This is a genomic window from Citrobacter sp. A316 (assembly GCF_002042945.1).
GTDB lineage: Bacteria > Pseudomonadota > Gammaproteobacteria > Enterobacterales > Enterobacteriaceae > Citrobacter > Citrobacter portucalensis.
The window spans coordinates 70,512-95,425 of record NZ_MVFZ01000018.1; the positions used below are offsets into that span (position 1 = coordinate 70,512).

General features: G+C 52.1%; 24 protein-coding genes. 9 read left to right on the plus strand and 15 right to left on the minus strand.

Annotated elements, in window-relative coordinates; translation table 11 throughout:
- Positions 1 to 11: 11 nt before the first annotated feature.
- Both tpiA and BZK41_RS20195 read right to left on the minus strand, forming a co-directional pair.
- Positions 12 to 779, minus strand: a complete 768-nt coding sequence (tpiA, locus tag BZK41_RS20190; protein ID WP_003028783.1) for a triose-phosphate isomerase — start codon at positions 777 to 779, stop codon at positions 12 to 14.
- Between the two features lie 228 nt (positions 780 to 1,007).
- Positions 1,008 to 1,610: a YiiQ family protein gene (locus BZK41_RS20195; protein WP_079939323.1), complete on the minus strand. Its 603-nt coding sequence runs from the start codon at positions 1,608 to 1,610 to the stop codon at positions 1,008 to 1,010.
- Between the two features lie 100 nt (positions 1,611 to 1,710).
- On the opposite strand from BZK41_RS20195, the gene BZK41_RS20200 reads away from it, so the two are divergent.
- Positions 1,711 to 2,139, plus strand: a complete 429-nt coding sequence (locus BZK41_RS20200) for a DUF805 domain-containing protein (RefSeq protein ID WP_079939324.1) — start codon at positions 1,711 to 1,713, stop codon at positions 2,137 to 2,139.
- 63 nt (positions 2,140 to 2,202) lie between these two features.
- On the opposite strand, the gene fpr is transcribed toward BZK41_RS20200, so the two are convergent.
- The 4 genes from fpr to BZK41_RS20220 form a co-directional block, all read right to left on the minus strand.
- Positions 2,203 to 2,949: a ferredoxin--NADP(+) reductase gene (gene fpr, locus BZK41_RS20205; RefSeq protein WP_079939325.1), complete on the minus strand. Its 747-nt coding sequence runs from the start codon at positions 2,947 to 2,949 to the stop codon at positions 2,203 to 2,205.
- Between the two features lie 95 nt (positions 2,950 to 3,044).
- A complete protein-coding gene (gene glpX, locus BZK41_RS20210) occupies positions 3,045 to 4,055 on the minus strand; it encodes a class II fructose-bisphosphatase (protein WP_003840506.1) in 1,011 nt (336 codons plus the stop codon).
- Positions 4,056 to 4,190: 135 nt separating this feature from the next.
- The gene (glpK, locus tag BZK41_RS20215; protein WP_003028792.1) at positions 4,191 to 5,699 is read right to left on the minus strand and encodes a glycerol kinase GlpK; all 1,509 of its coding nucleotides are present in this window, start codon (positions 5,697 to 5,699) and stop codon (positions 4,191 to 4,193) included.
- Positions 5,700 to 5,721: 22 nt separating this feature from the next.
- A complete protein-coding gene (locus BZK41_RS20220; protein ID WP_003825195.1) occupies positions 5,722 to 6,567 on the minus strand; it encodes an MIP/aquaporin family protein in 846 nt (281 codons plus the stop codon).
- A gap of 428 nt (positions 6,568 to 6,995) precedes the next feature.
- Between BZK41_RS20220 and zapB the strand changes: the two genes are divergently transcribed.
- From zapB to BZK41_RS20240, 3 genes are all read left to right on the plus strand, one after another.
- Positions 6,996 to 7,241 carry a septal ring assembly protein ZapB gene (zapB, locus tag BZK41_RS20230; protein WP_005121725.1) on the plus strand — a complete coding sequence of 82 codons (246 nt, stop codon included), beginning with the start codon at positions 6,996 to 6,998 and terminating at the stop codon, positions 7,239 to 7,241.
- Positions 7,242 to 7,333: 92 nt separating this feature from the next.
- Positions 7,334 to 8,002: a hypothetical protein gene (locus BZK41_RS20235; protein WP_079939352.1), complete on the plus strand. Its 669-nt coding sequence runs from the start codon at positions 7,334 to 7,336 to the stop codon at positions 8,000 to 8,002.
- Positions 7,999 to 8,388 carry a hypothetical protein gene (locus tag BZK41_RS20240; RefSeq protein ID WP_079939326.1) on the plus strand — a complete coding sequence of 130 codons (390 nt, stop codon included), beginning with the start codon at positions 7,999 to 8,001 and terminating at the stop codon, positions 8,386 to 8,388. The genes BZK41_RS20235 and BZK41_RS20240 overlap by 4 nt, the downstream gene beginning before the upstream one ends.
- Positions 8,389 to 8,425: 37 nt before the next feature.
- Here the strand turns inward: BZK41_RS20240 and rraA are convergent, their stop codons facing one another.
- The 7 genes from rraA to priA form a co-directional block, all read right to left on the minus strand.
- Positions 8,426 to 8,911: a ribonuclease E activity regulator RraA gene (rraA, locus tag BZK41_RS20245; RefSeq protein ID WP_079939327.1), complete on the minus strand. Its 486-nt coding sequence runs from the start codon at positions 8,909 to 8,911 to the stop codon at positions 8,426 to 8,428.
- A gap of 92 nt (positions 8,912 to 9,003) precedes the next feature.
- Positions 9,004 to 9,933: a 1,4-dihydroxy-2-naphthoate polyprenyltransferase gene (menA, locus tag BZK41_RS20250; RefSeq protein WP_079939328.1), complete on the minus strand. Its 930-nt coding sequence runs from the start codon at positions 9,931 to 9,933 to the stop codon at positions 9,004 to 9,006.
- Positions 9,934 to 10,000: 67 nt separating this feature from the next.
- Complete coding sequence (hslU, locus tag BZK41_RS20255; protein WP_003028803.1) at positions 10,001 to 11,332, minus strand: HslU--HslV peptidase ATPase subunit; 1,332 nt, start codon at positions 11,330 to 11,332, stop codon at positions 10,001 to 10,003.
- 9 nt (positions 11,333 to 11,341) lie between these two features.
- Positions 11,342 to 11,872, minus strand: a complete 531-nt coding sequence (hslV, locus tag BZK41_RS20260) for an ATP-dependent protease subunit HslV (protein ID WP_003028805.1) — start codon at positions 11,870 to 11,872, stop codon at positions 11,342 to 11,344.
- Positions 11,873 to 11,963: 91 nt separating this feature from the next.
- Complete coding sequence (gene ftsN, locus BZK41_RS20265) at positions 11,964 to 12,938, minus strand: cell division protein FtsN (protein WP_079939329.1); 975 nt, start codon at positions 12,936 to 12,938, stop codon at positions 11,964 to 11,966.
- Positions 12,939 to 13,031: 93 nt separating this feature from the next.
- The gene (cytR, locus tag BZK41_RS20275; RefSeq protein ID WP_003825179.1) at positions 13,032 to 14,057 is read right to left on the minus strand and encodes a DNA-binding transcriptional regulator CytR; all 1,026 of its coding nucleotides are present in this window, start codon (positions 14,055 to 14,057) and stop codon (positions 13,032 to 13,034) included.
- Between the two features lie 155 nt (positions 14,058 to 14,212).
- Positions 14,213 to 16,411, minus strand: a complete 2,199-nt coding sequence (gene priA, locus BZK41_RS20280) for a primosomal protein N' (protein ID WP_079939330.1) — start codon at positions 16,409 to 16,411, stop codon at positions 14,213 to 14,215.
- 257 nt (positions 16,412 to 16,668) lie between these two features.
- Between priA and rpmE the strand changes: the two genes are divergently transcribed.
- The 3 genes from rpmE (at position 16,669) to BZK41_RS20295 (ending at position 19,404) form a co-directional block, all read left to right on the plus strand.
- Positions 16,669 to 16,881, plus strand: coding sequence for a 50S ribosomal protein L31 (rpmE, locus tag BZK41_RS20285; protein WP_008787040.1), 213 nt, complete (start codon positions 16,669 to 16,671; stop codon positions 16,879 to 16,881).
- 339 nt (positions 16,882 to 17,220) lie between these two features.
- Complete coding sequence (locus tag BZK41_RS20290) at positions 17,221 to 17,901, plus strand: oligogalacturonate-specific porin KdgM family protein (protein WP_079939331.1); 681 nt, start codon at positions 17,221 to 17,223, stop codon at positions 17,899 to 17,901.
- A 78-nt stretch (positions 17,902 to 17,979) separates the two neighbouring features.
- Positions 17,980 to 19,404, plus strand: coding sequence for an MFS transporter (locus BZK41_RS20295; protein WP_079939332.1), 1,425 nt, complete (start codon positions 17,980 to 17,982; stop codon positions 19,402 to 19,404).
- 58 nt (positions 19,405 to 19,462) lie between these two features.
- Here BZK41_RS20295 and metJ read toward each other — a convergent pair whose 3' ends face one another.
- Positions 19,463 to 19,780 (minus strand): met regulon transcriptional regulator MetJ, encoded by a 318-nt coding sequence (gene metJ, locus BZK41_RS20300; protein ID WP_003825168.1) that lies wholly within the window; start codon positions 19,778 to 19,780, stop codon positions 19,463 to 19,465.
- Positions 19,781 to 20,045: 265 nt separating this feature from the next.
- Between metJ and metB the strand changes: the two genes are divergently transcribed.
- Both metB and metL read left to right on the plus strand, forming a co-directional pair.
- Positions 20,046 to 21,206 (plus strand): cystathionine gamma-synthase, encoded by a 1,161-nt coding sequence (gene metB / locus BZK41_RS20305; RefSeq protein ID WP_079939333.1) that lies wholly within the window; start codon positions 20,046 to 20,048, stop codon positions 21,204 to 21,206.
- A gap of 2 nt (positions 21,207 to 21,208) precedes the next feature.
- Entirely contained in the window at positions 21,209 to 23,641 is a 2,433-nt protein-coding gene (gene metL, locus BZK41_RS20310; protein ID WP_079939334.1) for a bifunctional aspartate kinase/homoserine dehydrogenase II, read from the plus strand.
- Between the two features lie 44 nt (positions 23,642 to 23,685).
- Here the strand turns inward: metL and BZK41_RS20315 are convergent, their stop codons facing one another.
- Entirely contained in the window at positions 23,686 to 24,852 is a 1,167-nt protein-coding gene (locus BZK41_RS20315; protein WP_079939335.1) for a cytoplasmic protein, read from the minus strand.
- Positions 24,853 to 24,914: the final 62 nt, after the last annotated feature.

Genomic DNA, 24,914 nt, shown 5'->3' on the forward strand with positions numbered 1-24,914 from the left:
GCCTTAACAACTTAAGCCTGTTTAGCGGCTTCTGCTGCTTTAACGATGACTGCGAAGGCGTCGGCTTTCAGAGAAGCACCGCCAACCAGCGCACCGTCGATGTCCGGCTGAGCGAACAGTTCTGCCGCGTTAGCTGCGTTTACAGAACCGCCGTACTGGATGATTACTTGCTCAGCGATTTTCGCGTCAGCTTTAGCAATGTGGTCACGAATAAATTTGTGAACAGCCTGAGCCTGAGCAGGAGTTGCAGATTTACCAGTACCGATAGCCCATACTGGTTCGTAAGCGATAACGACGCCTTCGAATGCTGCTGCGCCCTGAGTTTTCAGAACCGCGTCGATCTGACGTGCGCAAACTTCTTCAGTTTTGCCCGCTTCGTTTTCTGCTTCGGTTTCACCGATGCACAGAACCGGAGTCAGACCCTGTTCTTTCAGCACGGCGAATTTTTTAGCGATCAGCTCGTCAGACTCTTTGTGATAAGTACGACGCTCAGAGTGACCGATAATGATGTACTGCGCGCCGATATCTTTCAGCATTTCAGCACTTGTTTCACCAGTGAATGCGCCAGACAGGTTCAGGTCAACGTTCTGCGCGCCCAGAATGATGTGGCTACCGGCAGCGGCGTGTTTCGCCAGGTCGATATACATTTCCGGTGGAGCAATCGCTACTGCACAGCCAGCAACGCCAGCCAGTTCTTTACGCAGATTAGCAACCAGTTCGTTTACCATGTGGCGGCTGCCGTTCAGTTTCCAGTTACCCATCACTAAAGGATGTCGCATTTCATTTCTCCACGCTTGTCAGCGAATTAAGGAATATGGCCGCCCGTCAGGGCAGCATGGTCTGTGAAACAGTATAGAGATTCATCCCCCGAAAGGCTTTGCTTTTTGTCATTTCCCCGTCATTCTCCACGTTGCAGGTGCGTTGGCTGTACTCTCTCACCCCAGTCACTTACTGATGTAAGCTCCTGGGGATTCGTTGCGTCGCCGCCTTCCTGAAACGTGAATAATTTAGGGGGAATTCGACCCTTCGAGGTTTTCAGATAGTGCCAGCTTAATCGGTTCAACAGCGAAGGTCAGCCCCTTTTCGCCGTTATCTGCAACGACATAGCGAATTGCACCTTCCGTTTCGGCGTAATAGTGCTTTCCTTTGCCAGCGGCGAGCAGTTTTTGCAGCTTTTTCTGGCTCTGTTCTTTCGTCAGTAGCGGTGCGACGGTGCGGATGACGGCGGTCATGTATTCCAGCGCTTTCGCTTTGGCTGCCTTTTGCTCTGGCCCTTGAATTGGTAACCAGGTTATCTGCATGCTTTTGATTTTTAGGGTGCCGCGCTCAAGAGCGGAAGATGCATACAGGTTTTCATTGATTTTACTGGCCGCGCGGGTGAGATTTGCCCGATCGCGACTGCTGTCGATGGCGCGGAATTCATTCAGGATAAGCTTCGGATTCTGCGTATTAAAGTTTTCGCGAAACTGGCTAATCGACAGGTCAAAGGTCGGCGCGCCCGCCAGTAAATAGGGGGCTGTGGTTGCTGTCGATGGCTCTTCCGCCAGTGCCGCAGTGCTCGCGGTTAAGGCTGAAAACAATAATAAAAACAGTGTAAATCCTTGCTTCATCAATCGTACCTTTCGTTATGACTGACCACGATTAAAACGATAACCGTCGAGCTTGTCAAAAGGGTAAACTGTTCTGGAAGGTAATAATAAAGGAACTTACATGACCATACAGCAGTGGTTATTCTCATTTAAAGGGCGCATCGGGCGCCGTGATTTCTGGATTTGGATTGGCCTATGGATCGTCAGCATGCTGGTTCTGTTTTCGCTGGCGAGCAAACAATTACTCGATATTCAGACCGCGGCTTTTTGTCTGGTGTGTCTGCTATGGCCAACGGCGGCAGTGACGGTAAAACGTCTGCATGACCGGGGGCGTTCCGGAGCGTGGGCGCTGTTGATGATTCTGGCGTGGATGCTGCTGGCCGGAAATTGGGCGATGTTACCCGGCGTCTGGCAATGGGCGGTAGGCCGCTTTGTTCCAACGTTAATTCTGGTCGGTATGCTTATCGATCTGGGGGCGTTTATTGGCACCCAGGACGCAAATAAATATGGTAAGGATACGCAGGACGTAAAGTACAGAGCTGACTCGTAGGCCGGATGAGTGTAAGCGCCATCCGGCAAAATGCCCGGGTGTTTACCGGGCAGTAAAACGTTCTTACCAGTAATGCTCAGCAGTCATATGGCCCGGTCGGCGACGCAGATGTTTGGTCATCTGCCGGGTCTCTTTCAGCAACTGCTGGGTATCGCGCACCATCTGTGGGTTCCCACAGAGCATCACATGGCTGGTGGCAGTATCCATCGGCAAACCCACTGCTTTTTCCAGCTCACCGCTTTCAATCAGCGCGGGGACGCGGCCGGTCAGCGAGCCAGCGGCCGTTTCACGACTGACCACCGTCTGGATGCGTAATTTACCTTCGTAGCGCTTTTCCAGCGCCTGCATCAACGGTAGATAGCTCAAATCGGCGGCATAGCGCGCGGCGTGGACCAGCACCAGATTTTTGAAGCGATCCAGGTCTTTGCCTAATTGCAGAATCGACAAATATGGGCCGATAGCCGTGCCGGTTGCCAGCATCCACAGCGTGTCGCAATCGGGGACTTCATCCAGCACGAAGAAACCAGCAGCTTCACTCACCACCTGGACTTCATCGCCTGGCTTCAGTGCTGCCAGACGAGGGCTGAGTTTGCCGTCGGGAACCGTCACCAGATAAAACTCTAAATCGGGGTTATCAGGGGCATTGACGTAAGAATAGGCGCGCTGGACGCGTTCGCCGTCGATCTCCAGGCCAAGCTTAGTGAACTGACCTGCAGTGAAAGGAAGAACTGGAGCTCGCACGGTCAAACTAAACAAGGCATCGGTCCAGTTCTGTACCTTCGTGACTTTGCCTGTTACCCAATCTGCCATGGTTTTCTCCTGTCTGCTTTGATTGCCTTATCTTCGTTCGTTGGACGAAAGATTTCCAGCCCATATGGGCTGGAAGGCTCTATTGATCAAATCAATTACAGGATGTGCGCCTGCACATCGGGATCTTTACGATCGAGGTAGTGAATCGACTGAATGCGGCGGATCGTACGTGATTTGCCACGGATCAGCAGCGTTTCTGTGGTCGCGATATTACCTTTGCGGCTAATCCCTTCCAGCAAATCGCCTTTGGTGATGCCGGTGGCGGAGAAAATGACGTTGTCGCTACGCGCCATTTCATCGAGGCGCAGCGCTTTGCCCGCTTCAATGCCCATGGCGGCGCAACGAGCCAGTTCTTGTTCGCCAATACGACGGTTCTCTTCGCTGTCGCCTTTGACATCATGACGCGCGAGCAAACGGCCCTGCATGTCGCCGTCCAGCGCGCGGATCACAGCCGCGGAAACCACACCTTCCGGTGCGCCGCCAATGCCGTACAGCACGTCAACTTCACTGTCTGGCATGCAGGTCAGAATGGAGGCTGCAACGTCACCGTCTGGAATAGCAAAGACGCGCACGCCCAGTTTTTGCATTTCGGCGATCGTTTCATCATGGCGTGGCTTGGCCAGAATGGTGACGGTCAGTTCACTCAGCGGCTTATTGAGTGCAGCGGCAACGTTATGCAGGTTGGCTTCCAGCGACAGGTTCAGGTCGATAGACCCTTTTGCGCCAGGACCGACAATCAGTTTTTCCATGTACATGTCTGGTGCGTTCAGGAAGCAGCCTTTATCGCCCACAGCCAGCACCGCCAGCGCGTTTGCCTGACCCATTGCCGTCATGCGCGTGCCTTCGATAGGATCGACGGCGATGTCGACCGCATCACCAAGACCGGTCCCGACTTTTTCACCGATAAACAGCATCGGTGCTTCATCGATCTCGCCCTCGCCAATCACGATGGTGCCGTCGATATTGACCTGGTTGAGCATAATACGCATGGCGTTTACCGCCGCGCCGTCAGCGGTATTTTTATCGCCGCGGCCCAGCCATTTATAGCCAGCCAGCGCGGCCGCTTCGGTCACGCGTGAAAATTCAATGGCAAGTTCTCGTCTCATTGCAAACTCGTAGCTGAAAGGAATGGCGCGAAGTGTAGCACAGGGGAGGGGGCGAGATTATTGATGTGTGTGCGGGGTTGCCCCCGCACGAAGATATTGCCGGATAAGGCACAGTCGCTATCCGGCAATGACGTATTACTCGTCGTGATCTTCCCACGCCATGGCGCGTTTGACCGCTTTTTTCCAGCCGCTGTAACGGAAGTTACGTTCGGTGGTTTCGATGCCTGGGCGGAATTCACGCTCGATGACCGCTTTTTCCTGTAGCTCATCCAGATTCTGCCAGAAGCCTACTGCCAGACCGGCCAGGTATGCCGCACCCAATGCGGTGACTTCGCGGACTTCTGGGCGCTCAACGCGCGTGCCGAGAATGTCGGACTGGAACTGCATCAGGAAGTTGTTGGCGACCGCACCGCCATCAACACGCAGGGCGTGCAGACGAATACCGGAGTCAGCCTGCATCGCTTCCAGAACATCACGAGTCTGGTATGCAATAGACTCAAGCGTGGCACGGATGATGTGGTTGGAGTTTACCCCACGGGTCAGACCAAAGATGGCGCCGCGAGCATACGGGTCCCAGTACGGTGCGCCCAGGCCAGTAAATGCCGGAACGACGTACACGCCGTTGGTGTCTTTCACTTTGGTGGCGAAATATTCGGAGTCGAACGCATCGCTGATGAGTTTCATTTCATCACGCAGCCACTGGATAGATGCGCCAGCCATAAATACCGCACCTTCCAGCGCGTAGTTCACTTCCCCGGTCGGTCCGCAGGCGATGGTGGTCAGCAGTCCGTTTTCGGACTTAACGGCTTTCTCGCCGGTGTTCATCAGCATGAAGCAGCCGGTACCGTAAGTGTTTTTCGCCATCCCTTCCTTCACGCACAGCTGGCCAAACAGCGCCGCCTGCTGGTCACCGGCGATACCGGAGATAGGAATACGAATACCGCCTTTACCACCGATGTTGGTCTGACCGTACACTTCAGAAGAGCGACGCACTTCAGGCAGCATTGCACGCGGAATATCCAGCGCATCCAGCATCGTGTCATCCCAGTCCAGGGAGTGGATGTTGAACAGCATGGTACGCGAGGCGTTGGTGTAATCTGTGACGTGTACGCGCCCCTGCGTCATTTTCCAGATAAGCCAGGTGTCTACGGTGCCGAACAGCAGTTCGCCGCGACGAGCGCGCTCACGCGAGCCTTCTACGTGGTCGAGGATCCACTTCACTTTGGTGCCGGAGAAGTACGGGTCAATAACCAGGCCGGTGTTGTTACGGATGTACTCTTCCATACCGTCGCGTTTGAGTTTTTCGCAGATATCCGCGGTACGACGACACTGCCACACAATCGCGTTATAGATTGGTTTACCGGTTTCGCGTTCCCAGACGATGGTGGTTTCACGCTGGTTGGTAATACCGATCGCTGCAATTTCATCGGAACTGATATCGGCTTTCGCCAGAACTTCTACCAGCGTGGAGCTTTGGGTCGCCCAAATTTCCATCGGGTCATGTTCTACCCAACCTGCTTTCGGGTAGATTTGTTCGAATTCGCGCTGTGAAACGGCAACGATATTCGCATCGTGGTCCATTACGACCGCGCGGGAGCTGGTGGTGCCCTGGTCGAGCGCAACGATATATTTTTTTTCAGTCATAATTTTTTGTCCCGTAGTCACATTACTGCGAAGCTTTTTGTTGAGTGTTGGCCGCAACGTCTTTCTCTTCAATCGCGCAGACATCGCACGGTAAATGACGACCAATCAGTTTGCGATATGCCCATGCGCCCAAAATCGCGCCGGTAATCGGGCCAAACACCGGAACCAGGAAGTAAGGGATATCACGACCACCCGTGAAGGCAATCTCACCCCATCCGGCCATCCAGGCGAAGAGTTTCGGTCCGAAGTCACGTGCCGGGTTCATCGCAAAACCTGTCAGCGGACCCATGGAAGCACCAATAACGGCAATCAACAAGCCGATCAGCAGCGGTGCCAGCGGACCACGAGGTACACCGTTACCATCGTCGGTCAGAGCCAGAATCAGCCCCATTAGAATAGCGGTAATGACCATTTCAACCGCGAAGGCCTGCACAAAATTGATATGCGGGTTCGGATAAGTGGAGAAAGTACCTGCCAGACCCAGGCTCTCGGTACTGCCGCGTACGATATGGTTAGTTTGTTCGAAATCGAGGAAAAGATTGTAATAAAGCCCGTAAACCAGTGCCGCTGCGCAAAAGGCGCCGGCAATTTGCGAAATAATAAATGGAACAACTTTGCGTTTATCAAAACAGGCGAACAGCCAGAGTGCGATGGTTACCGCGGGATTCAGGTGTGCACCAGAAACGCCTGCGGTCAGATAGATAGCCATCGCTACTCCCAGACCCCAGATGATACTGATTTCCCACTGACCAAAAGTAGCCCCAGCTACTTTGAGTGCAGCGACACAGCCCACACCGAAGAAAATCAACAACCCGGTACCGAGGAATTCAGCAATGCACTGGCCTTTTAAGGTTGAGGTTTGACTCATAATCGGATCCTGAAGAGAGTTTAATGTTTATTGTGTGCGAGAAGGTCACTGACATCCCCGGAGCCGGTAGGCACACTGTTAATTTATCGTTAACGCGCAAAAACGAGAAATATCGAAATTAAAATGTGTGTACTGCATCAACAAAATGAGCGTTTTCGCGCCATTGTGAGGTATTTGTTATACAAAAATAGTGTGAGCTGAATCATTTCACTGAACAATCTGTTAACACTTAAGAGTTATGACAGTAATGTCACCAGGAGAAAGACTAAAAGTGTTGCAAACCGCAATCTGCGCGGGATGCCGCTGGACAGGGATGACGCGGCTTCATACAATCGGTGTTAAGTAGAGTGCGCTCGTTTTTATTAAGGCGTCGCCGGTTATCGGGACGAGGATTTTTATCCATCAACGCCTTGCAATTCAGGAGAGGTATGACGATGTCATTAGAAGTGTTTGAGAAACTGGAAGCAAAAGTACAGCAGGCGATTGATACCATCACGCTGTTACAGATGGAAATCGAAGAGCTGAAAGAAAAGAACAACTCACTGTCGCAGGAAGTTCAGTCTGCACAGCAGCAGCGTGAAGAACTGGAGCGTGAGAACAACAGCCTGAAAGAACAGCAGAACGGCTGGCAGGATCGTCTGCATGCCCTGCTGGGTCGTATGGAAGAAGTCTAATTCTGATTTCTTGAAAAAGGCATCCATAATGGATGCCTTTTTGCTATGTAGAGATTAGGATATCGTATTTTTTAAATATCAAAGAATACGATATGACAAAAAGAAACGATATTATTGATGATTCGGATCGACTTATCACCAGAGATATTAGATATGGTCTTATCTATACAGAGAATTTAGGATGGATTGATTTAGGCCATGCTAATCCGGCAGGGGCTGAAAAATTATGGTTTGAAATGACAAGGCCTCGTGGTGGTGATAGTGAGTTTTATGAAGTGAATTATCATCAAAGTATGTCCAAAAGCATTCATGGCATAAATATCAATACTGGTATATATCGTAGATTTATGGTGCGCCGAGGATTGCAGGAGCGAACCTTACAAGGTATTGCTTTATCAATATTCTTAGGTACGTCACATCGCTTTGAGTCCTTACAGGACTTTTGGCCTTATGTTTATTTAACGGATAGTGGTTATAGTGCTGAAGATTTGGTCTCAAATCTATTTGGTTTTTACCAAGCGGTAAATTATGCAGATTACACCTCTTATCTTCAGATATGCTCGAAAGAAAAGGCTTATCGAATCTGGGACTTCTATGGCCCAGTTGGTGAGTTTAAGAATAAAAGTGTTATTCCGTTACTGTTTCCTGACCCTATCAATAAAGATAAGAGACATGAACCCTATGCGGGTGAATTACCTTTATTTATGGATGTAATAAGACCTATTGCTAATCCTGATTATGTTCGGGAAATCCACATATGAAATCCAGGAGATCAGGTTTTATTATTGTGTTTATGCTTTTTATTGCGTTATTTTACTGTCATTTTATGGTGAGCATCTATACAGAAAAACTCTACACTCAGCAGAATTTATTATTTTATCATCTGCTAACACCGAAACCTCTTAAACAGGTTCCAAGGATATCTAACGACTGGTTTTTTGTAAGCTATGCAGATGATGGTAGTCATCTTCAACGCAGTGAGATAATTTTTACCGGGATACAAAAGAGTGGCATTCAGATAGCTGAGGATAAATTAAATGCTTATATCGAAACTTATCCTGTCAGTCGTGAGACGATGAGTATCGTTGTCGAAGAGAAATATGAAAAGTATGATATTAAAGTCATTCATTACGAATCAAATGAATGAAAAAAAGGCCATCAAATTTGCTGATGGCCTTTTTTGATTACTCGATATCGAGTGGGTCTTCGGAGAGGATTATCCCGGTGTTGTCGGCGTACAGGTGGTCGCCGGAGAAGAACGTTACGCCGCCAAAGTTGACGCGCACATCGCTTTCCCCGATACCTTCTCCTGAAGCACCTACCGGAATAGCGGCAATCGCCTGAATGCCGATGTCCAGCTCTCCCAGATCGTCTACCTGGCGGACGGAGCCGTAGATGACCAGACCTTCCCATTCATTCTGTACGGCCAGGCGAGCCAGTTCGGCATCGACCAGCGCACGACGAACGGAACCGCCGCCATCGACCAGCAGAACACGACCACGGCCATTTTGTTCGAGCAGATCGTACAGCAACCCGTTGTCCTCGAAACATTTTACCGTGATGATTTGTCCGCCAAACGACGCCCGTCCTCCAAAGTTAGAGAACAGCGGTTCCACGACGTTGACATCTTCCTGATAGATGTCACAAAGCTCGGATGTATCGTATTTCATAGGCTTAACGTTCAGTTGCTGCGAGAATTTTTAGTATATCGCGCTATGTGTACTGTTGGCAAAATCATCAATTGTTAATTGATATTTGTCAGTTAAAGAGACCACTGACTTAAGAAAATTCCAACGACAAACAGCAGGTTAGTTAACAATGCCGCTTTTACGGTGCGTTCCAGCATCGGACGCATTGCAGCTGGGTCCATCTCGCGCATTACATAGCGAGCCTGTTTGATCAGCAGCGGAGCGGCGAGGATAAACAGCCATCCCCACAGGCTTTGCAGTGAGAACAGGTTGAACAGTGCCAGACAGACTAGCGTCCCCATCAGCAGACAGGCGTGGTAGCGGCGGGCATTGACGGCGCCTAAACGCACGACCAGCGTGTTCTTGCCGTTCTCTCTGTCGCTGTTGATATCCCGCAGGTTGTTGACGTTGAGCACGGCGGTTGCCAGCAGGCCGCAGGCGGTGGCAGGCAAAATCAGCGCTGGAATCAACGTATGCGCCTGCAGATACCAACTTCCCATTACGCTGAGCCAGCCGAAGAATACCAGCACAGAAATATCGCCCAGGCCGATATATCCGTAAGGGCGATTACCCACGGTGTAGGTGATCGCGGCGATAATCGACAGGCCGCCGAGCACCAGGAAACCGACAAAATCCGCCAGCGTGTGACAAGCTACAGCAACCAGGGCCAGCCCGGACAGACAGATCAGCACCACGGTGACGATCAGCGCGCGCTTCATCTGCTGTTGGGTGATGAGCCCTTTTTGCATACCGCGCAGCGGTCCAATACGGTCGGGCTTGTCGCTGCCTTTGACGGCATCGCCATAGTCGTTAGCGAGATTGGACAGAATTTGCAGCAGTCCTGCCGTAATCAATGCCAGCAGAGCAACCAGCGGATCGAAGTATCCTTGCCACCATGCTAATGCCGTACCGACGATGATCGCCGCGAAGGCGAGCGGTAAGGTCTTAGGTCGTAAACTTTCCAGCCAGGCTTGTGAGCGGCTAATTTGTTGTTGTTCAGTCATATTTAGCGCCAATAAAAATGGGGCTTTATCAGCCCCATCAACAGTGATGAAAATGCATTGAACGCGATTATAGGATAAAACGGCTCAGATCTTCATCTGCGACCAGCGCATCCAGATGTTTGCTCACATATTCGGCATCAATTGTGATGCTTTGGCCGTTCAAATCGCTCGCATCATAGGAAATATCTTCCATCAGACGTTCCAGAACGGTATGCAGACGACGTGCACCGATGTTTTCGGTTGTTTCGTTGACCTGCCAGGCCGCTTCGGCAATGCGTTTAATACCGGATTCAGTGAAGTTGATGTCCACACCTTCAGTCGCCATCAGCGCTTTGTACTGAACGGTGATGGAGGCATTCGGTTCGGTAAGGATACGCTCAAAATCGCTGGTGGTCAGCGCCTGTAGCTCGACACGAATCGGCAGACGACCCTGCAGTTCCGGGATCAGGTCGGACGGTTTGGCTACCTGGAATGCGCCAGAAGCGATAAACAGAATGTGATCTGTTTTCACCATGCCGTGCTTGGTGGAGACCGTACAGCCTTCAACCAGCGGCAGCAGGTCGCGCTGTACGCCTTCGCGGGACACGTCCGGGCCGGAGGATTCACCGCGCTTACAGATTTTGTCGATTTCGTCGATAAACACGATCCCGTGCTGTTCAACGGCGTCGATAGCTTCCTGTTTCAGCTCTTCCGGGTTCACCAGTTTGGCCGCTTCTTCTTCAATCAGCAGCTTCATCGCGTCTTTGATTTTCAGCTTACGCGGTTTTTGTTTCTGACCGCCGAGGTTCTGGAACATGGACTGCAGCTGGCTGGTCATCTCTTCCATTCCCGGAGGCGCCATAATTTCAACGCCCATCGGTGCGGCCGCGAGATCGATTTCGATCTCTTTATCATCCAGCTGGCCTTCACGCAGTTTTTTACGGAATGCCTGACGTGCTGCAGAAGGTTCCTGCGGCTGCTCTGACTGTCCCCAGTTATTTTTAGCCGGAGGGATCAGCACGTCGAGAATGCGCTCTTCCGCCATCTCTTCGGCACGGAAGCGGTTTTTCTCGATTGCCTGCACGCGGACCATTTTAATGGCGGCATCGGTCAGATCGCGGATGATGGAGTCAACTTCTTTACCAACATAGCCGACTTCGGTGAATTTTGTTGCTTCGACTTTGATGAACGGCGCGTTGGCCAGTTTTGCCAGACGACGGGCGATTTCGGTTTTACCGACGCCGGTCGGGCCAATCATCAAAATGTTTTTCGGCGTGACTTCATGGCGCAACTCTTCGTTGAGCTGCATACGACGCCAGCGGTTACGCAGGGCGATCGCCACGGAACGCTTCGCGTTATCCTGGCCGATGATGTGTTTGTTCAGTTCGCTGACAATTTCGCGTGGGGTCATTTCAGACATGGGGGATCCTTACGCTTTGGAGTTCAATTCTTCGATGGTATGGAAGTGGTTGGTATAAATGCAGATATCCCCTGCAATATCCAACGCTTTCTCAGCAATCTCGCGTGCGCCAAGCTCGGTGTTTTCAAGCAGAGCGCGTGCAGCAGCCTGGGCGTAGGGACCGCCGGAGCCGATAGCAATCAGATCGTTTTCTGGCTGGATGACGTCGCCGTTACCGGTGATGATGAGCGATGCAGTTTCATCTGCGACGGCCAGCAGCGCTTCGAGTTTGCGCAGCATACGGTCGGTACGCCAGTCTTTTGCCAGTTCAACGGCAGCTTTCACCAGGTGACCCTGGTGCATTTCCAGCTTGCGTTCAAACAGTTCAAACAGCGTGAATGCATCCGCAGTACCGCCCGCAAAGCCCGCGATGACTTTATCGTTGTACAGACGGCGGACTTTCTTCACGTTGCCTTTCATTACGGTGTTACCCAGTGTGGCCTGACCATCACCGGCGATTACCACATGGCCGTTACGGCGTACGCTTACTATTGTTGTCACGAGCAGACCCCTTGGTTACAAATGCAATGTACAGGCCCCGCACAGTATGCGGGGCGTAATGCAAGTATAGATGGGGGGGATTTTGGGGGTTTCAACCCCCAGTGGAGAGTCGAATGCAGTTTGTGTGACCAGCAACCTTCAGGCGGCTGATGGTGTTGTCGGCATTCTCTTTGCCTTTGACCGGACCAATGACCACACGATTCCAACCGTTATTGGTGGTAATACGGGAGTTAAAGCCTTCAAAGGCCAGCTGTGCCCGTACGGTTTCTGCCTGCTCAGCGCCTTTAAATGATCCGCACTGAACCATCCAACGGCGTTCATCTTTTTTCTCAGCCGTCTGTTTTGGCGGCTGCGTTTCATTGGTTATTGGCGCGGCCGGCTGCGTTTTCGGTTGAGCTGCGGCGGTATGCGCCGGTGTTTGCAGCAGATCCTGATACGGCTGTTGCGCAGCCGGTTTTGGCTGCGGTTTCGGCTGCTGTACCGGCGCGGCTTGCGCTGTACGTGTTTGCTGCTGTTGGTAAGGCTGTTCCGTTGCCCGCGGACGCGGCTGCTGAGCCTGCTGCTGTGCGTTATTCCACTGCTGCTGTTGCACCTGACGCTGACGCTGCAACGTTTGCTGGCGCTGTTCAGGCGTTTGCTCGTTCCACGGTACTTCGTTGAGCTGTGTCGGCTGTTGACGCATATCAGCCTGCATTTGCGCCAATAGCTGGCGCTGCTCATTGGTTAGCTGATCGGCGTTCAGCACCTCGCCGCCCGCAGACGGTTCGGTAGGCGCACGTACGCCAGGCTGACGGCTTTCCAGCTCTTTGATGTATCGCCAGCGCTCTTCCGGTTTTGGCGGAATGCCATTACCGGTGACTTTCTGGTTTTGCAGCGTTTCGGACTCTTCTTTCTTGTGATGCGTAATGAAGTACAGACCACCGATAAAGGTCACGAGTACGGCTGCAGCAATAGCAACCATTGCGGGCGATACCGCAGGCGTATTGCGTTGTTTTTTCCGTGATGTGCTCTTCTTGCGCCGCGAAGGTGCCGGTTGGCCGCGACGTACATAATCTCGTTGTGCCACTATCGTTTCGCTGTATTTATTCGTTCGTCAGCCCGCCATGTTACTTAAGCGGCGGGCCTTTGACCAGACAGGGGAGTCCGAAAGCACTTTACTTTACGTCAGTGCCCGGGTAGTACCCCGAATAATAAGCTCGCAGTCCAGTAAACGTGAGCCACTGCTGACGCTCTGCCCTTGTAATTGATCGAGCAGTAACAGCATAGCTTCACGTCCGATATCGAAACGCGGCTGTGCGACGGTTGTCAGGGGTGGATCACAAAATTCCGTGAGCGAAATGTTATCAAAGCCAATAATGGATAAATCGTCAGGGACTTTCAGACCCTGACGTTTGGCGTAAGAGAGTGCGCCCAGCGCCATGACGTCGCTGTGACAAAAGACAGCGGTAGGCGGCTGCGGTAGTTCAAGGAGCTGCTTTAACGCATTGGCTCCCGCTTCATAGGTAAAGTCACCGCGCGCGATGAAATGTGGATCGACCGTAATTCCGCTGCGACGTAATGCCTGAACGTAACCTTGCAGACGGTAATGGCACAGCGGCATATCTTCGGGTCCGGCGATACAGCCAATGCGTTTATGCCCCAGTTCCAGCAGATAATTCATCGCGTTAAAGGCGGCGGTGAGGTTATCAATGTGGACGGTAGGGAGTTCCAGCTCTGGCGCGAACTCGTTGGACATGACCATTGGCGGTAAATTGCGCTGTTCTTCCACGCTGGCATCAAACGGCAGGCGCGAGCTGAGCAGTACCATGCCATCGATCTGCTTAGTGATAATGAGGTTAAGAAACGTCTTTTCCTGTTGGTTCTGGTGCGCGCAGTCGCCAATAAGCACCAGGTATCCCTGTTCTGCGGCAGTCACTTCGATGCCACGAATCACTTCGCTAAAAAACGGATCGCAGATATCAGGCACAATCACCAGAATGGTACGCGACTCATTACGCTTAACGTTGCGTCCCATTGATTGGGGTAAATATCCCACTTCCAGCGCTGCCTGCTCAACCTTGTTACGGGTTGACTGCGAGACTTTGTCCGGGTTCATTAATGCGCGGGATACGGTTGCCGTTGAGACTTTCGCCTTCAGAGCAACATCTTTCATCGTAGCGGCGGCAACCTGCTTATTCGGTTTCACTCTTTCTCCTCGCCAGAGAGCTGCTGCACAGACTCGTCCCTGGATGACCTTCATCTGAAACATTTTTATCAGATAGTGAATGGAAGCGGTTACAGAATTTTCATAAAAAGTGTGATGGATCTTTAATTTTACGATCCGCCTCGCATCGTGAGGGGTTATCCCTCGATGGGATCGACATCCAGCACCCATTTAACCTTGCGTGCATCGGGTAGCGTATTGATCAGCGCCAGCGTGCCGCTGACGATATGTTGCAGGCGAATTCGTGATGGATGTTGCAACAAAATTTGCCAACGATAGCGACCACCGCGTTTGGGCGCCAGGGCGGGAACCGGGCCGAGCACCCAGAGTTTGTCATCGGCCAACGGACTGGCCTGGATCAGATTCCGTAGCTGCTGCAAGAACATTGGCGCATGCTGGTTGTTATGATCTTCTGCCCGTACGATCACATGGCTGGTCCAGGGGGGGAGCTGGAGCGTTTGTCGCTCGGCCAGCGCCTGTTCGGCAAACGCGTCATAGCCTTTATACAGCAAGGTTTGCAGCAGCGGATGTTCAGGATGGTGCGTTTGCAGTACCACTTCGCCTTGTTTCCCGGCGCGTCCGGCACGGCCAGAGACCTGCGTGTAGAGCTGGGCGAAGCGTTCCGCTGACCGGAAATCTGCGGAGAACAGCGCGCCGTCAACGTCCAGCAGCGCCACCAGAGTGACGTCCGGGAAGTGGTGGCCTTTGGCCAGCATTTGCGTGCCTATAAGAATTCGTGCGCCGCCGCGATGCACTTCTGCCAGATGCTGCTCCAGCGACCCTTTACGGCTGGTGGTGTCGCGATCGATGCGTGAAATTGGCACGCCGGGGAAAAAAGGTGCCAGCGCCTGTTCAAGCTGTTCGGTGCCGAGCCCTACCGGAACCATATGCGTTGAGCCGCAGGAAGGACACTGACGCGGTATTGGGCGCTGGCTGTCGCAGTGGTGGCAACGCAGGTGGTGCTGCGCCTGATGTAGCGTGTAGTAGTGATCGCAACGCGGACATTCGGCAATCCAGCCACAGTCGTGGCACAGCAGCGCAGGCGCAAAACCCCGGCGGTTCAAAAACAGGATCACCTGGTTATCCGCCTGCAGGTGCTGACGCATCCGGGTGATAAGCGCAGGGGCGAGCCCAGCCTGCACCTGCTGACCTTTGAGATCCAGCACGTGCTGAGTGGCTGGGCGCGCATTTCCGGCGCGACGCGTCAGGCGCAGCATGCGGTATTTGTTCTGCCGCACGTTACACAGCGTTTCCAGCGCCGGGGTGGCTGAACCGAGAATAATCGGGATCTGCTCGCTATGGGCGCGGTAAACCGCGAGGTCGCGCGCATGATAGCGCCAGCCTTCCTGCTGTTTATAAGAGCTGTCGTGCTCTTCGTCGATGACAATCACGCCGAGATTTTTAAACGGCGTAAACAGCGACGAGCGTGTGCCGATAACAATTGCCGCTTCGCCATTTTTTGCTTTCAGCCAGGCTGAAAGACGTTCACTGTCGTTTAAACCGGAGTGCAGGACTTCGACCGGCGCATTGAAACGTTCGCGAAAACGGGCAATAGTTTGCGGCGTCAGGCCAATCTCCGGCACCATCACCAGCGCCTGCTTGCCCTGGGCCAGGACGTTTTCCAGAACGCTGAGATAGACCTCTGTTTTGCCTGATCCCGTTACGCCCGCTAATAGCCAGGCGCTAAAACTGTCTGAGGCGCTGTGAATCGCCCCGACGGCGGTGGCCTGCTCGGTGTTCAACCGCAGTCGCTCACCCGAAACCGCGTAGTGCGTACGCCAGTCGCTAAAGCCAGGCGTTTCGCTCGCCAGATCGCACAGCCCTTTTTTCCGCAGTGCCTGTAATGCAGCGTCATTAAATTCCAGTTCAGCCACCTGGTCGCGCCAGATTTTCCCCTGGCGTAATGCAGCCAGCGCCTGTTGCTGCTTGGGAGAACGCTTCAGGCTGTTGAGGTCAATAACCTGGCCTTCTTCAGTGGCAAACCAGTACCACATGGGTGCGTTTGTCGCCGGGCGTCCCTGGCGCAGTAAAATTGGCAGAGCGTGGAACAGTACGTCACCGATGGGATGATGATAATAATCAGCCGCCCATAACAGCAGACGCCAGACAGAGGTCGAGTAGACCGGTTCGCTGTCCAGCACTTCGAGAACGGCTTTCAATTCGCTCCGCGGCAGTTCACTGTGCTCGCTGACGGAAAGGACGATACCCACGCGCTCCTGCTGCTTGCCAAAGGGCACGCGTACACGACACCCTGCTTTGGCGCTCATGCCGTCCGGCAGGAGGTAGTCAAAGGTGCGAGGTAGCGGAACAGGTAAGGCAACGTGCGCAACGGGCATTGAATCATCCTGACTTGAAATCTGGCGGGTTAGTATACACATTAGTGGAGGGTAGAATGCGGATCAGTTTGCATGAGCAGGTTAATTTCTGTATGATTCGCCGCCTTTGATGCAAATTGATTGCGTCAAATACTGACCATTACCCGAGAGTTTCAGGCTGTTGATGCAGCGTGAAAGGTGACGGGGAATAATTAACATCGCGTGGTGTCTGGCGTTAGGGCTGGAAGAGCGACGCGGCCTTAAACCGAGGTTTTCCCATGAAAAAAGATATTCACCCGAAATACGAAGAAATTACTGCAAACTGCTCTTGCGGTAACGTCATGAAAATCCGCTCTACCGTCGGTCACGATCTGAACCTGGACGTGTGCGGTCAGTGCCACCCGTTCTATACTGGCAAGCAGCGTGATGTTGCTACCGGTGGCCGTGTTGATCGCTTCAACAAGCGTTTCAGCATCCCAGGCAGCAAGTAAGTTTCAGCTGTCAGAAAAAAGCGCCTTATGGCGCTTTTTTTGTTTCTGCGGTTCAGAACTGAAATATATATTGATGCATTGAATAATCTATTTTATTTAATAAGTAAAACATCGTTTTATTTTTTCGATTAAATATTTATACTGGTGATCTGCGTCCTTTTTATCTTCTGTCTTTTGCCACTTTTACCAGTTCCTGGCAAAATGCCAAAGGTTTCTGCTTTCTTTCTAAAATACACTTTTGTGGAAATATAAAATTAATCTAAAAGCCTTTTTGTTTTCCCATTTTATGGACAAAACGAAATGGATAATTTCCGTTATTGAGTGTGAAGAGGGATTGTCATGAAATTGAAATCTGCGTTATTACTGATTCCATTATTCTCTGCGGCCGCACAAGCAGGTTATGTTGATTACCGACATGAATATTATGACGATGGACGTAATTACGATCGTGTTTATATGTCTCACCGTTTTGCTACGGGTTTCGGTGTGGCAGTAGAAGCCATTTCTCGTTCCGAAAACACGCAATCAAATGATGCGTGGAATAATATGGAAAGTAACGGCAACGAGTACACCGCAAGCTACCAGTTCACCTGGCAGGGTCTTGTCTGGCAGCCCGGCATTGCGATCGAAACGGGCGATAATATCGCGATTTATAAGCCGTATATCCGCGTGCAGTACAACATCAACGACAGCTGGTGGACCGCGTTCCGCTATCGCCAGGAGTACATGCGCAGAAACACTGACGGCAAAGATGACCGCATGGTCTATCGTCCGGAAGCTTGGCTTGGTTATAACGTCAATGACTGGATGTTTGAGCTAAATGGGATTTATAAAATTGCCGATAGCGAAGATTTATATAACAACCGGAAAGATGATTATGAATATAACTTCCGCGTGGCGTATAAACTAGGCTCATGGGTTCCATTTGTTGAAGTTGGCAACGTTTCCTCGGGTTATAACACTACCACCACAGACGATCGTCAGACCCGTTATCGTGTCGGTCTTGGTTATAACTTCTAATCGGTAATAGTTTTCGTATCGGCTGATTACGTCGATAAGCATAGTTTGTGTGAATAATATGTCTAAGGAGTTGACATCATGTCTAATGATGGAACTATTATCGGAAATAATGAAACCACTGCCGTCAGACCTTTCGGAATTCGGGATAAAATTGGTTATTTATGTGGTGACCTCGGAACCTGTTTTATTCTTGGCTTAGTTAATAGTTTTTTAATGATTTATTACACTAACGTCCTCGGTATTTCCGGCGTTATTGTTGGCTCACTCTATTTTGTCACCAAACTCTTTGATGCGTTCGTCGATGTTGGTGTAGGGCGCTTATGCGATACCTCTAAACTGACGGTACATGGACGTTTTAACCCGTGGGTGCGTCGCATGAAGTATCCATTTTGCATCATTGCGGTTGTCCTGTTCCTGCCGTTTGTGAATGATTTTTCTTATACGGCGAAAATTATCTACATCTGCTGCTCCTATTTCATTTACGGTTCGCTGTTATCGACCGTGAGTATTCCGTACGGTGCTATGTCTGCGGCGATTAGCTCGAATCCGGATGATCGTGTATCGCTTTCAACCTGGCGTAGCGTTGGGTCCGCAATTGGCGGTGGGGCAACTGGCTTTTTCATTCCGATCCTGATGTACACCACCCTGGTGGACGGAAGCCAGGTGATTTCCGGGCAACACTTCTTCTGGATTTCCATTGGTTGCGCAGTGCTGGGCTTGATCTTTTTATCCTTGACCTGTCATTTAACGACGGAGCGCGTACGCGTGGAGAGAAAAGAGAGCATGCCCGTTTCGGTGTTGCTGAAGGGACTGGCACGCAATAAGGCGCTGATTGTTTTAGTGGTTGTGGATTTGCTGATTGTAATTAATCAGGGGTTGTCCGGTACCAACATGACTTACCTGTTTAATGACTATTTCCACAATAAAGAGGCGATGTCAGTCGCGTTGCTGTTTACCTTTGGTTCCCTGGTTTTGCTGGCGCCATCAGCATCCTGGCTCACGAAGCGGTTTGGTAAAAAAGAAGCTAGCGTAGGCGCGTTGCTTTTTGCCGTGGTCATGTATGTGATTATGTACTTTGTCCACATTACGGATGCCAAGGTCTATCTGGTTTTCTTGTTCCTGGCGACGCTGGGAGCAGGGTTATTCAACCTGATGATTTGGGCGTTTATGACTGATGTTTGTGACTACCACCAGTATGTCACAGGCGATCGCGAGGATGGCACGGTTTATGGTGTGAATTTCTTTGCGCGCAAGGTTGGTCAGGCATGCGCAGGGGCGATTGGTGGCTTTATGTTGGCTATCATTGGCTATCAATCATCGTCAACAGGTGGTGCAGTACAAACCAGCATTGTGCAGGAAAATATTTATACGATGGCTAATCTCTTGCCGGCTCTATGCTTGTTTTTGGCGGCGGTCATTCTGATTTATTTCTACCCATTGAACCGTACGGAAACGCTCAAAATGGAAGAAAAATTGAATAAACTCAATGGTATTAGTAAGTAACACAGTGAGAAAAGGCGGGAGCATTCCCGCCTCTACACGCCCATTGCCGTTCTAACTATCAGTATTCCCACGTTTCCGGGTTGATACCCAGTTCACGCATGATTACCTTGGCTTCTTCCGGGATTTCATCACTGCGTTCTTTACGCAGGTCGTCATCGTTGGGTAAGGGTTGCCCAGTAAAAGCATGCAGAAACGCTTCACACAGCAGTTCGCTGTTAGTGGCGTGGCGCAGGTTGTTCACCTGACGACGCGTGCGTTCATCGGTAAGGATTTTTAACACCTTCAGAGGAATGGAAACCGTAATTTTTTTGACTTGCTCACTCTTCTTACCGTGCTCAGCGTATGGGCTGATATATTCGCCGCTCCATTCAGCCATGAGATACCTAATCCTCTTCGTCATTAATATTGAGGCCAGAACCTGAGCCCGGACCATAATTGCGCGTAGTTTATCGTAGTGGCGTGGCCCTGACACGAAGTAAGCCGACGCAGATGTACGCTAATGCATATAATTTTAACGGCTATTTCCAGTTTGCTCAATCTATACGCAAAGAAGTTTAGATGTCCAGATGTATTGACGGCTATTGTAACTATGATTACTCTGGTGTCTGACTTTTCACCGACTCAGCCAGGATCTCCTCAATATGACGCGTAAACAGGCCACCATCGCAGTGCGTAGCGGGTTAAATGACGACGAACAGTACGGTTGCGTTGTCCCGCCGATTCACCTCTCCAGCACCTATAACTTTACCGGATTTAATGAACCTCGCGCCCATGACTATTCGCGTCGCGGTAACCCAACGCGCGATGTTGTTCAGCGTGCGCTGGCGGAACTGGAAGGCGGTGCAGGTGCTGTGCTGACCAATACTGGCATGTCGGCGATTCATCTGGTGACCACGGTCTTCCTCAAGCCAGGCGATTTGCTGGTCGCACCGCATGACTGCTACGGCGGGAGCTACCGACTGTTTGACAGTCTGGCAAAACGTGGCTGTTACCGCGTCCTGTTTGTCGATCAAGGAAATGAGCAAGCATTGCAGGCCGCATTGGCGGAAAAACCGAAGCTGGTGCTGGTAGAAAGCCCAAGCAACCCGCTACTGCGCGTGGTGGATATTGCGAAAATCTGCCAGCTGGCGCGTGAAGCTGGCGCGGTCAGCGTGGTCGACAACACTTTTTTAAGCCCGGCACTGCAAAATCCACTGGCATTGGGCGCCGATCTGGTGTTGCATTCATGCACGAAATATTTAAACGGTCACTCAGACGTGGTGGCTGGTGTTGTGATAGCGAAAGATCCGGAAACGGTCACTGAACTGGCATGGTGGGCGAATAATATTGGTGTGACCGGCGGCGCGTTTGATAGTTATCTGCTGTTGCGCGGCCTGCGTACTCTGTCTCCTCGTATGGAGGTGGCGCAACGTAATGCTCAGGCGATAGTCGATTATCTGCAAACTCACCCGCTGGTGAAAAAATTGTATCACCCGTCATTGCCGGATAATCAGGGCCATGAGATTGCCGCGCGTCAGCAAAAAGGCTTTGGCGCGATGTTAAGTTTTGAACTGGATGGTGATGAGCAAACGCTGCGCCGCTTCCTCGGCGGGTTGTCATTGTTTACGCTGGCGGAATCGTTAGGGGGCGTTGAAAGTCTGATCTCCCACGCCGCAACCATGACACACGCGGGCATGGCGCCAGAAGCGCGTGCTGCTGCCGGAATTTCCGAAACGCTGCTGCGTATCTCCACCGGTATTGAAGATGGCGAAGATTTAATTGCCGACCTGGAAAATGGCTTCCGGGCTGCAAACAAGGGGTAAACATGAGTGTGATTGCGCAGGCAGGGGCGAAGGGTCGTCAACTGCACAAATTTGGTGGTAGTAGTCTGGCAGACGTGAAATGTTATCTGCGTGTCGCAGGCATTATGGCGGAGTACTCGCAGCCTGATGACATGATGGTTGTTTCAGCCGCAGGCAGTACCACTAACCAGTTGATTAGCTGGCTGAAATTAAGCCAGACCGATCGCCTTTCTGCGCATCAGGTTCAACAGGCGCTACGTCGCTATCAGAGCGAGCTTATCAGCGGTTTGTTACCGCCTGAGATCGCGGATGGACTGATTGGCGCATTTATTCACGATCTGGAGCGTCTGGCCGGATTACTCGACAGCGGTGTGAACGATGCCGTCTATGCTGAAGTTGTTGGGCATGGTGAGGTATGGTCCGCGCGTTTGATGTCTGCCGTCCTTAACCAACAGGGGCTGGAGTCAGCCTGGCTGGATGCGCGCGATTTTTTACGTGCTGAACGCGGTGCTCAGCCGCAGGTAGATGAAGGTCTTTCTTACCCATTGCTACAGCAACTGCTGGCGCAGCATCCGGGTAAACGGCTGGTGGTGACCGGCTTTATTAGCCGCAGCAATGCCGGTGAAACGGTCCTGCTGGGGCGTAACGGCTCCGACTACTCGGCGACGCAGGTTGGCGCGCTGGCGGGCGTTTCCCGCGTAACTATCTGGAGCGATGTCGCCGGGGTTTACAGCGCGGACCCGCGTAAAGTAAAAGACGCCTGTTTGCTGCCGCTGCTGCGTCTGGATGAAGCCAGCGAGCTGGCGCGTCTGGCGGCGCCGGTTCTCCATGCCCGTACCTTACAGCCGGTTTCCGGTAGCGATATCGATCTTCAACTGCGTTGTAGCTATACGCCGGAGCAAGGTTCAACGCGCATTGAACGCGTACTGGCCTCCGGTACCGGGGCGCGTATTGTGACCAGTCATGATGACGTCTGCCTGATTGAGTTTTTGGTTCCGACTGGCCAGGACTTTAAGCTGGCATATAAAGAGATCGACCAGGTTTTAAAACGTACCCAGGTGCGTCCGCTGGCAGTGGGTGTCCATCCTGACCGCCAACTGCTGCAATTTTGCTATACCTCCGAAGTCGCTGACGGCGCATTAAAAATTCTGGATGAAGCTGGCCTGCCAGGCGAGCTGCGTCTGCGCCAGGGGCTGGCGCTGGTGGCGATGGTCGGGGCGGGCGTCACCCGTAATCCGCTGCACTGCCACCGTTTCTGGCAACAGTTGAAAGGTCAACCGGTTGAATTCACCTGGCAGTCGGAAGAGGGTATCAGCCTGGTCGCGGTACTGCGTACTGGGCCAACGGAGAGCCTGATTCAGGGTCTGCATCAGTCAATTTTCCGCGCGGAAAAACGCATTGGTCTGGTGCTGTTCGGCAAAGGCAACATTGGCTCGCGCTGGCTGGAGCTGTTCGCTCGCGAGCAGAGCACGCTCTCGGCGCGTACCGGATTCGAGTTTGTGCTGGCGGGTGTGGTTGATAGCCGTCGTAGCCTGCTGAATTACGAAGGACTGGATGCCAGCCGCGCGTTAGCCTTCTTTGATGATGAGGCGGTAGAGCAGGATGAAGAGTCTCTATTCCTGTGGATGCGTGCTCACCCGTATGATGATTTAGTGGTGCTGGACGTCACTGCCAGCGAGCAACTGGCGGATCAGTATCTGGATTTTGCCAGCCATGGTTTCCACGTTATCAGCGCCAACAAACTGGCGGGGGCGAGCAGCAGTAATAATTATCGCCAAATTCATGACGCTTTTGAAAAAACCGGTCGCCACTGGCTGTATAACGCCACCGTGGGTGCAGGTTTGCCGATCAACCATACCGTGCGCGATCTGATTGATAGCGGAGATACCATTCTGTCGATCAGTGGGATCTTCTCTGGCACGTTGTCGTGGTTGTTCCTGCAATTTGATGGCACGGTCCCGTTCACCGATCTGGTGGATCAGGCGTGGCAACAGGGTCTGACTGAACCCGATCCGCGCGTAGATCTTTCCGGCAAAGATGTGATGCGTAAGCTGGTGATTCTGGCGCGTGAAGCAGGTTACGACATCGAACCGGGCCAGGTTCGCGTGGAATCGCTGGTGCCTGCGCACTGTGAAGAAGGCTCGATTGACCATTTCTTTGAGAATGGCGATGAGCTGAACGAGCAGATGGTGCAGCGTCTGGAAGCGGCGCGTGAAATGGGGCTGGTGCTGCGCTATGTGGCGCGTTTTGATGCTAACGGTAAAGCACGCGTTGGCGTTGAAGCGGTTCGTCCTGAACACCCGCTGGCAGCGCTGCTGCCGTGCGATAACGTATTCGCCATTGAAAGCCGCTGGTATCGCGATAACCCGCTGGTGATCCGTGGACCGGGCGCAGGTCGTGACGTCACCGCCGGAGCTATTCAGTCAGACATCAACCGTCTGGCGCAGCTGCTGTAGTTTGCGTTGCCGGATGGCGCTTACGCTTATCCGGCCTACATATTTCATGAACCGTAGGCCCGGTAAGCGGCAGCGCCACCGGGCAAATCGCGCTGGGTGATCAGGGCGTTGTATTGATCTACCAGCGTCCTTATCGTCTGAAACACCGAATGGGCGGAGTAACGGGGGCTTTGCTGAAATTCCGTCTGTTGCCGCAACCAGGCGAGAAAATGATGGCTTGCCGCCAGGGTTATTGACGCGCCTTCTTCAACCTGCCCCTCCGTTAACAAACACACCATTTTACGCGAATCGCCTCGTTGCCAAATCTGCCACTGGTTTCGCCACCACCCCTGATAGGTTTTACCCTGCAATTGCCAGGGCAGCGTGCGCTTATCGTTGTTGATTTCTTCATCAATAAACCACAGCGAGGCGTGATGATGGCGAAACTGTTCCGCCCATGCGGTAATCGCCGCGCCGCGCAGAAAACATTCGTGGGCAATAATGTGAGTTTTTACCTCCGGCCACAGATGGCTCAGCAGACGGAAATGCCCATGGGCAGCAATTACCGGACGTAAAATCGCGCCGCTGGCGTTACGTTTGAGCATCGCGCTGCCGTACTGAATTTCGTCAAACTGGCTGCGGCGTAAAAACTGGGTTTCCCGCTGGCTGACTCGCTCAACAATATCATCATGCGTTGCAGTTGCTTCACCGATGCCGCGCCAGCGGTAACGTAATGAGTCTCCAATGGGATGGGGCGTGAAATTACTGGAAACATGCAACACATCACCGCGAATAGCGTCAAAACTGAGCAATATATAGAGTTTTTGGTCGGTGCTGGATCCCTGAAAAGGTACGATTAAGGGAACCGTCGCTATTTGTTCTGGTGGAACAATGGTGGTGAGCGGCTGCTGCTTTGGTGTCCAGACTTGTTTGCAGCTCCGGCACTGAACTCGTTGGCTGCCCTGGGGATTGTGCCCATAGCGGATGGTTTTCCGCTGATAACAATGTGGGCAAAACTGACCTCTATTGATCGCAAAATCCGCTAAATATGCCGACAACCAGCTATGGAACTGTTCCTCGTTAAACAGCGGGGGATAGCTGCCGCATGCCCGGCAATGCAGTGCGGCATAACCCAGCCGATAATCTGGCCAATGGTAATCAACTGAATGATCCTGTCCCAAATTTTGACAGCCGAAGGACTTGCAGCAATTGATAGTGAACAGAGGCATCATCGGATTACCAACGATTTTTAAGGGTCGTTGATTTTGACCCGCGACTATCCCTGACGGATGTG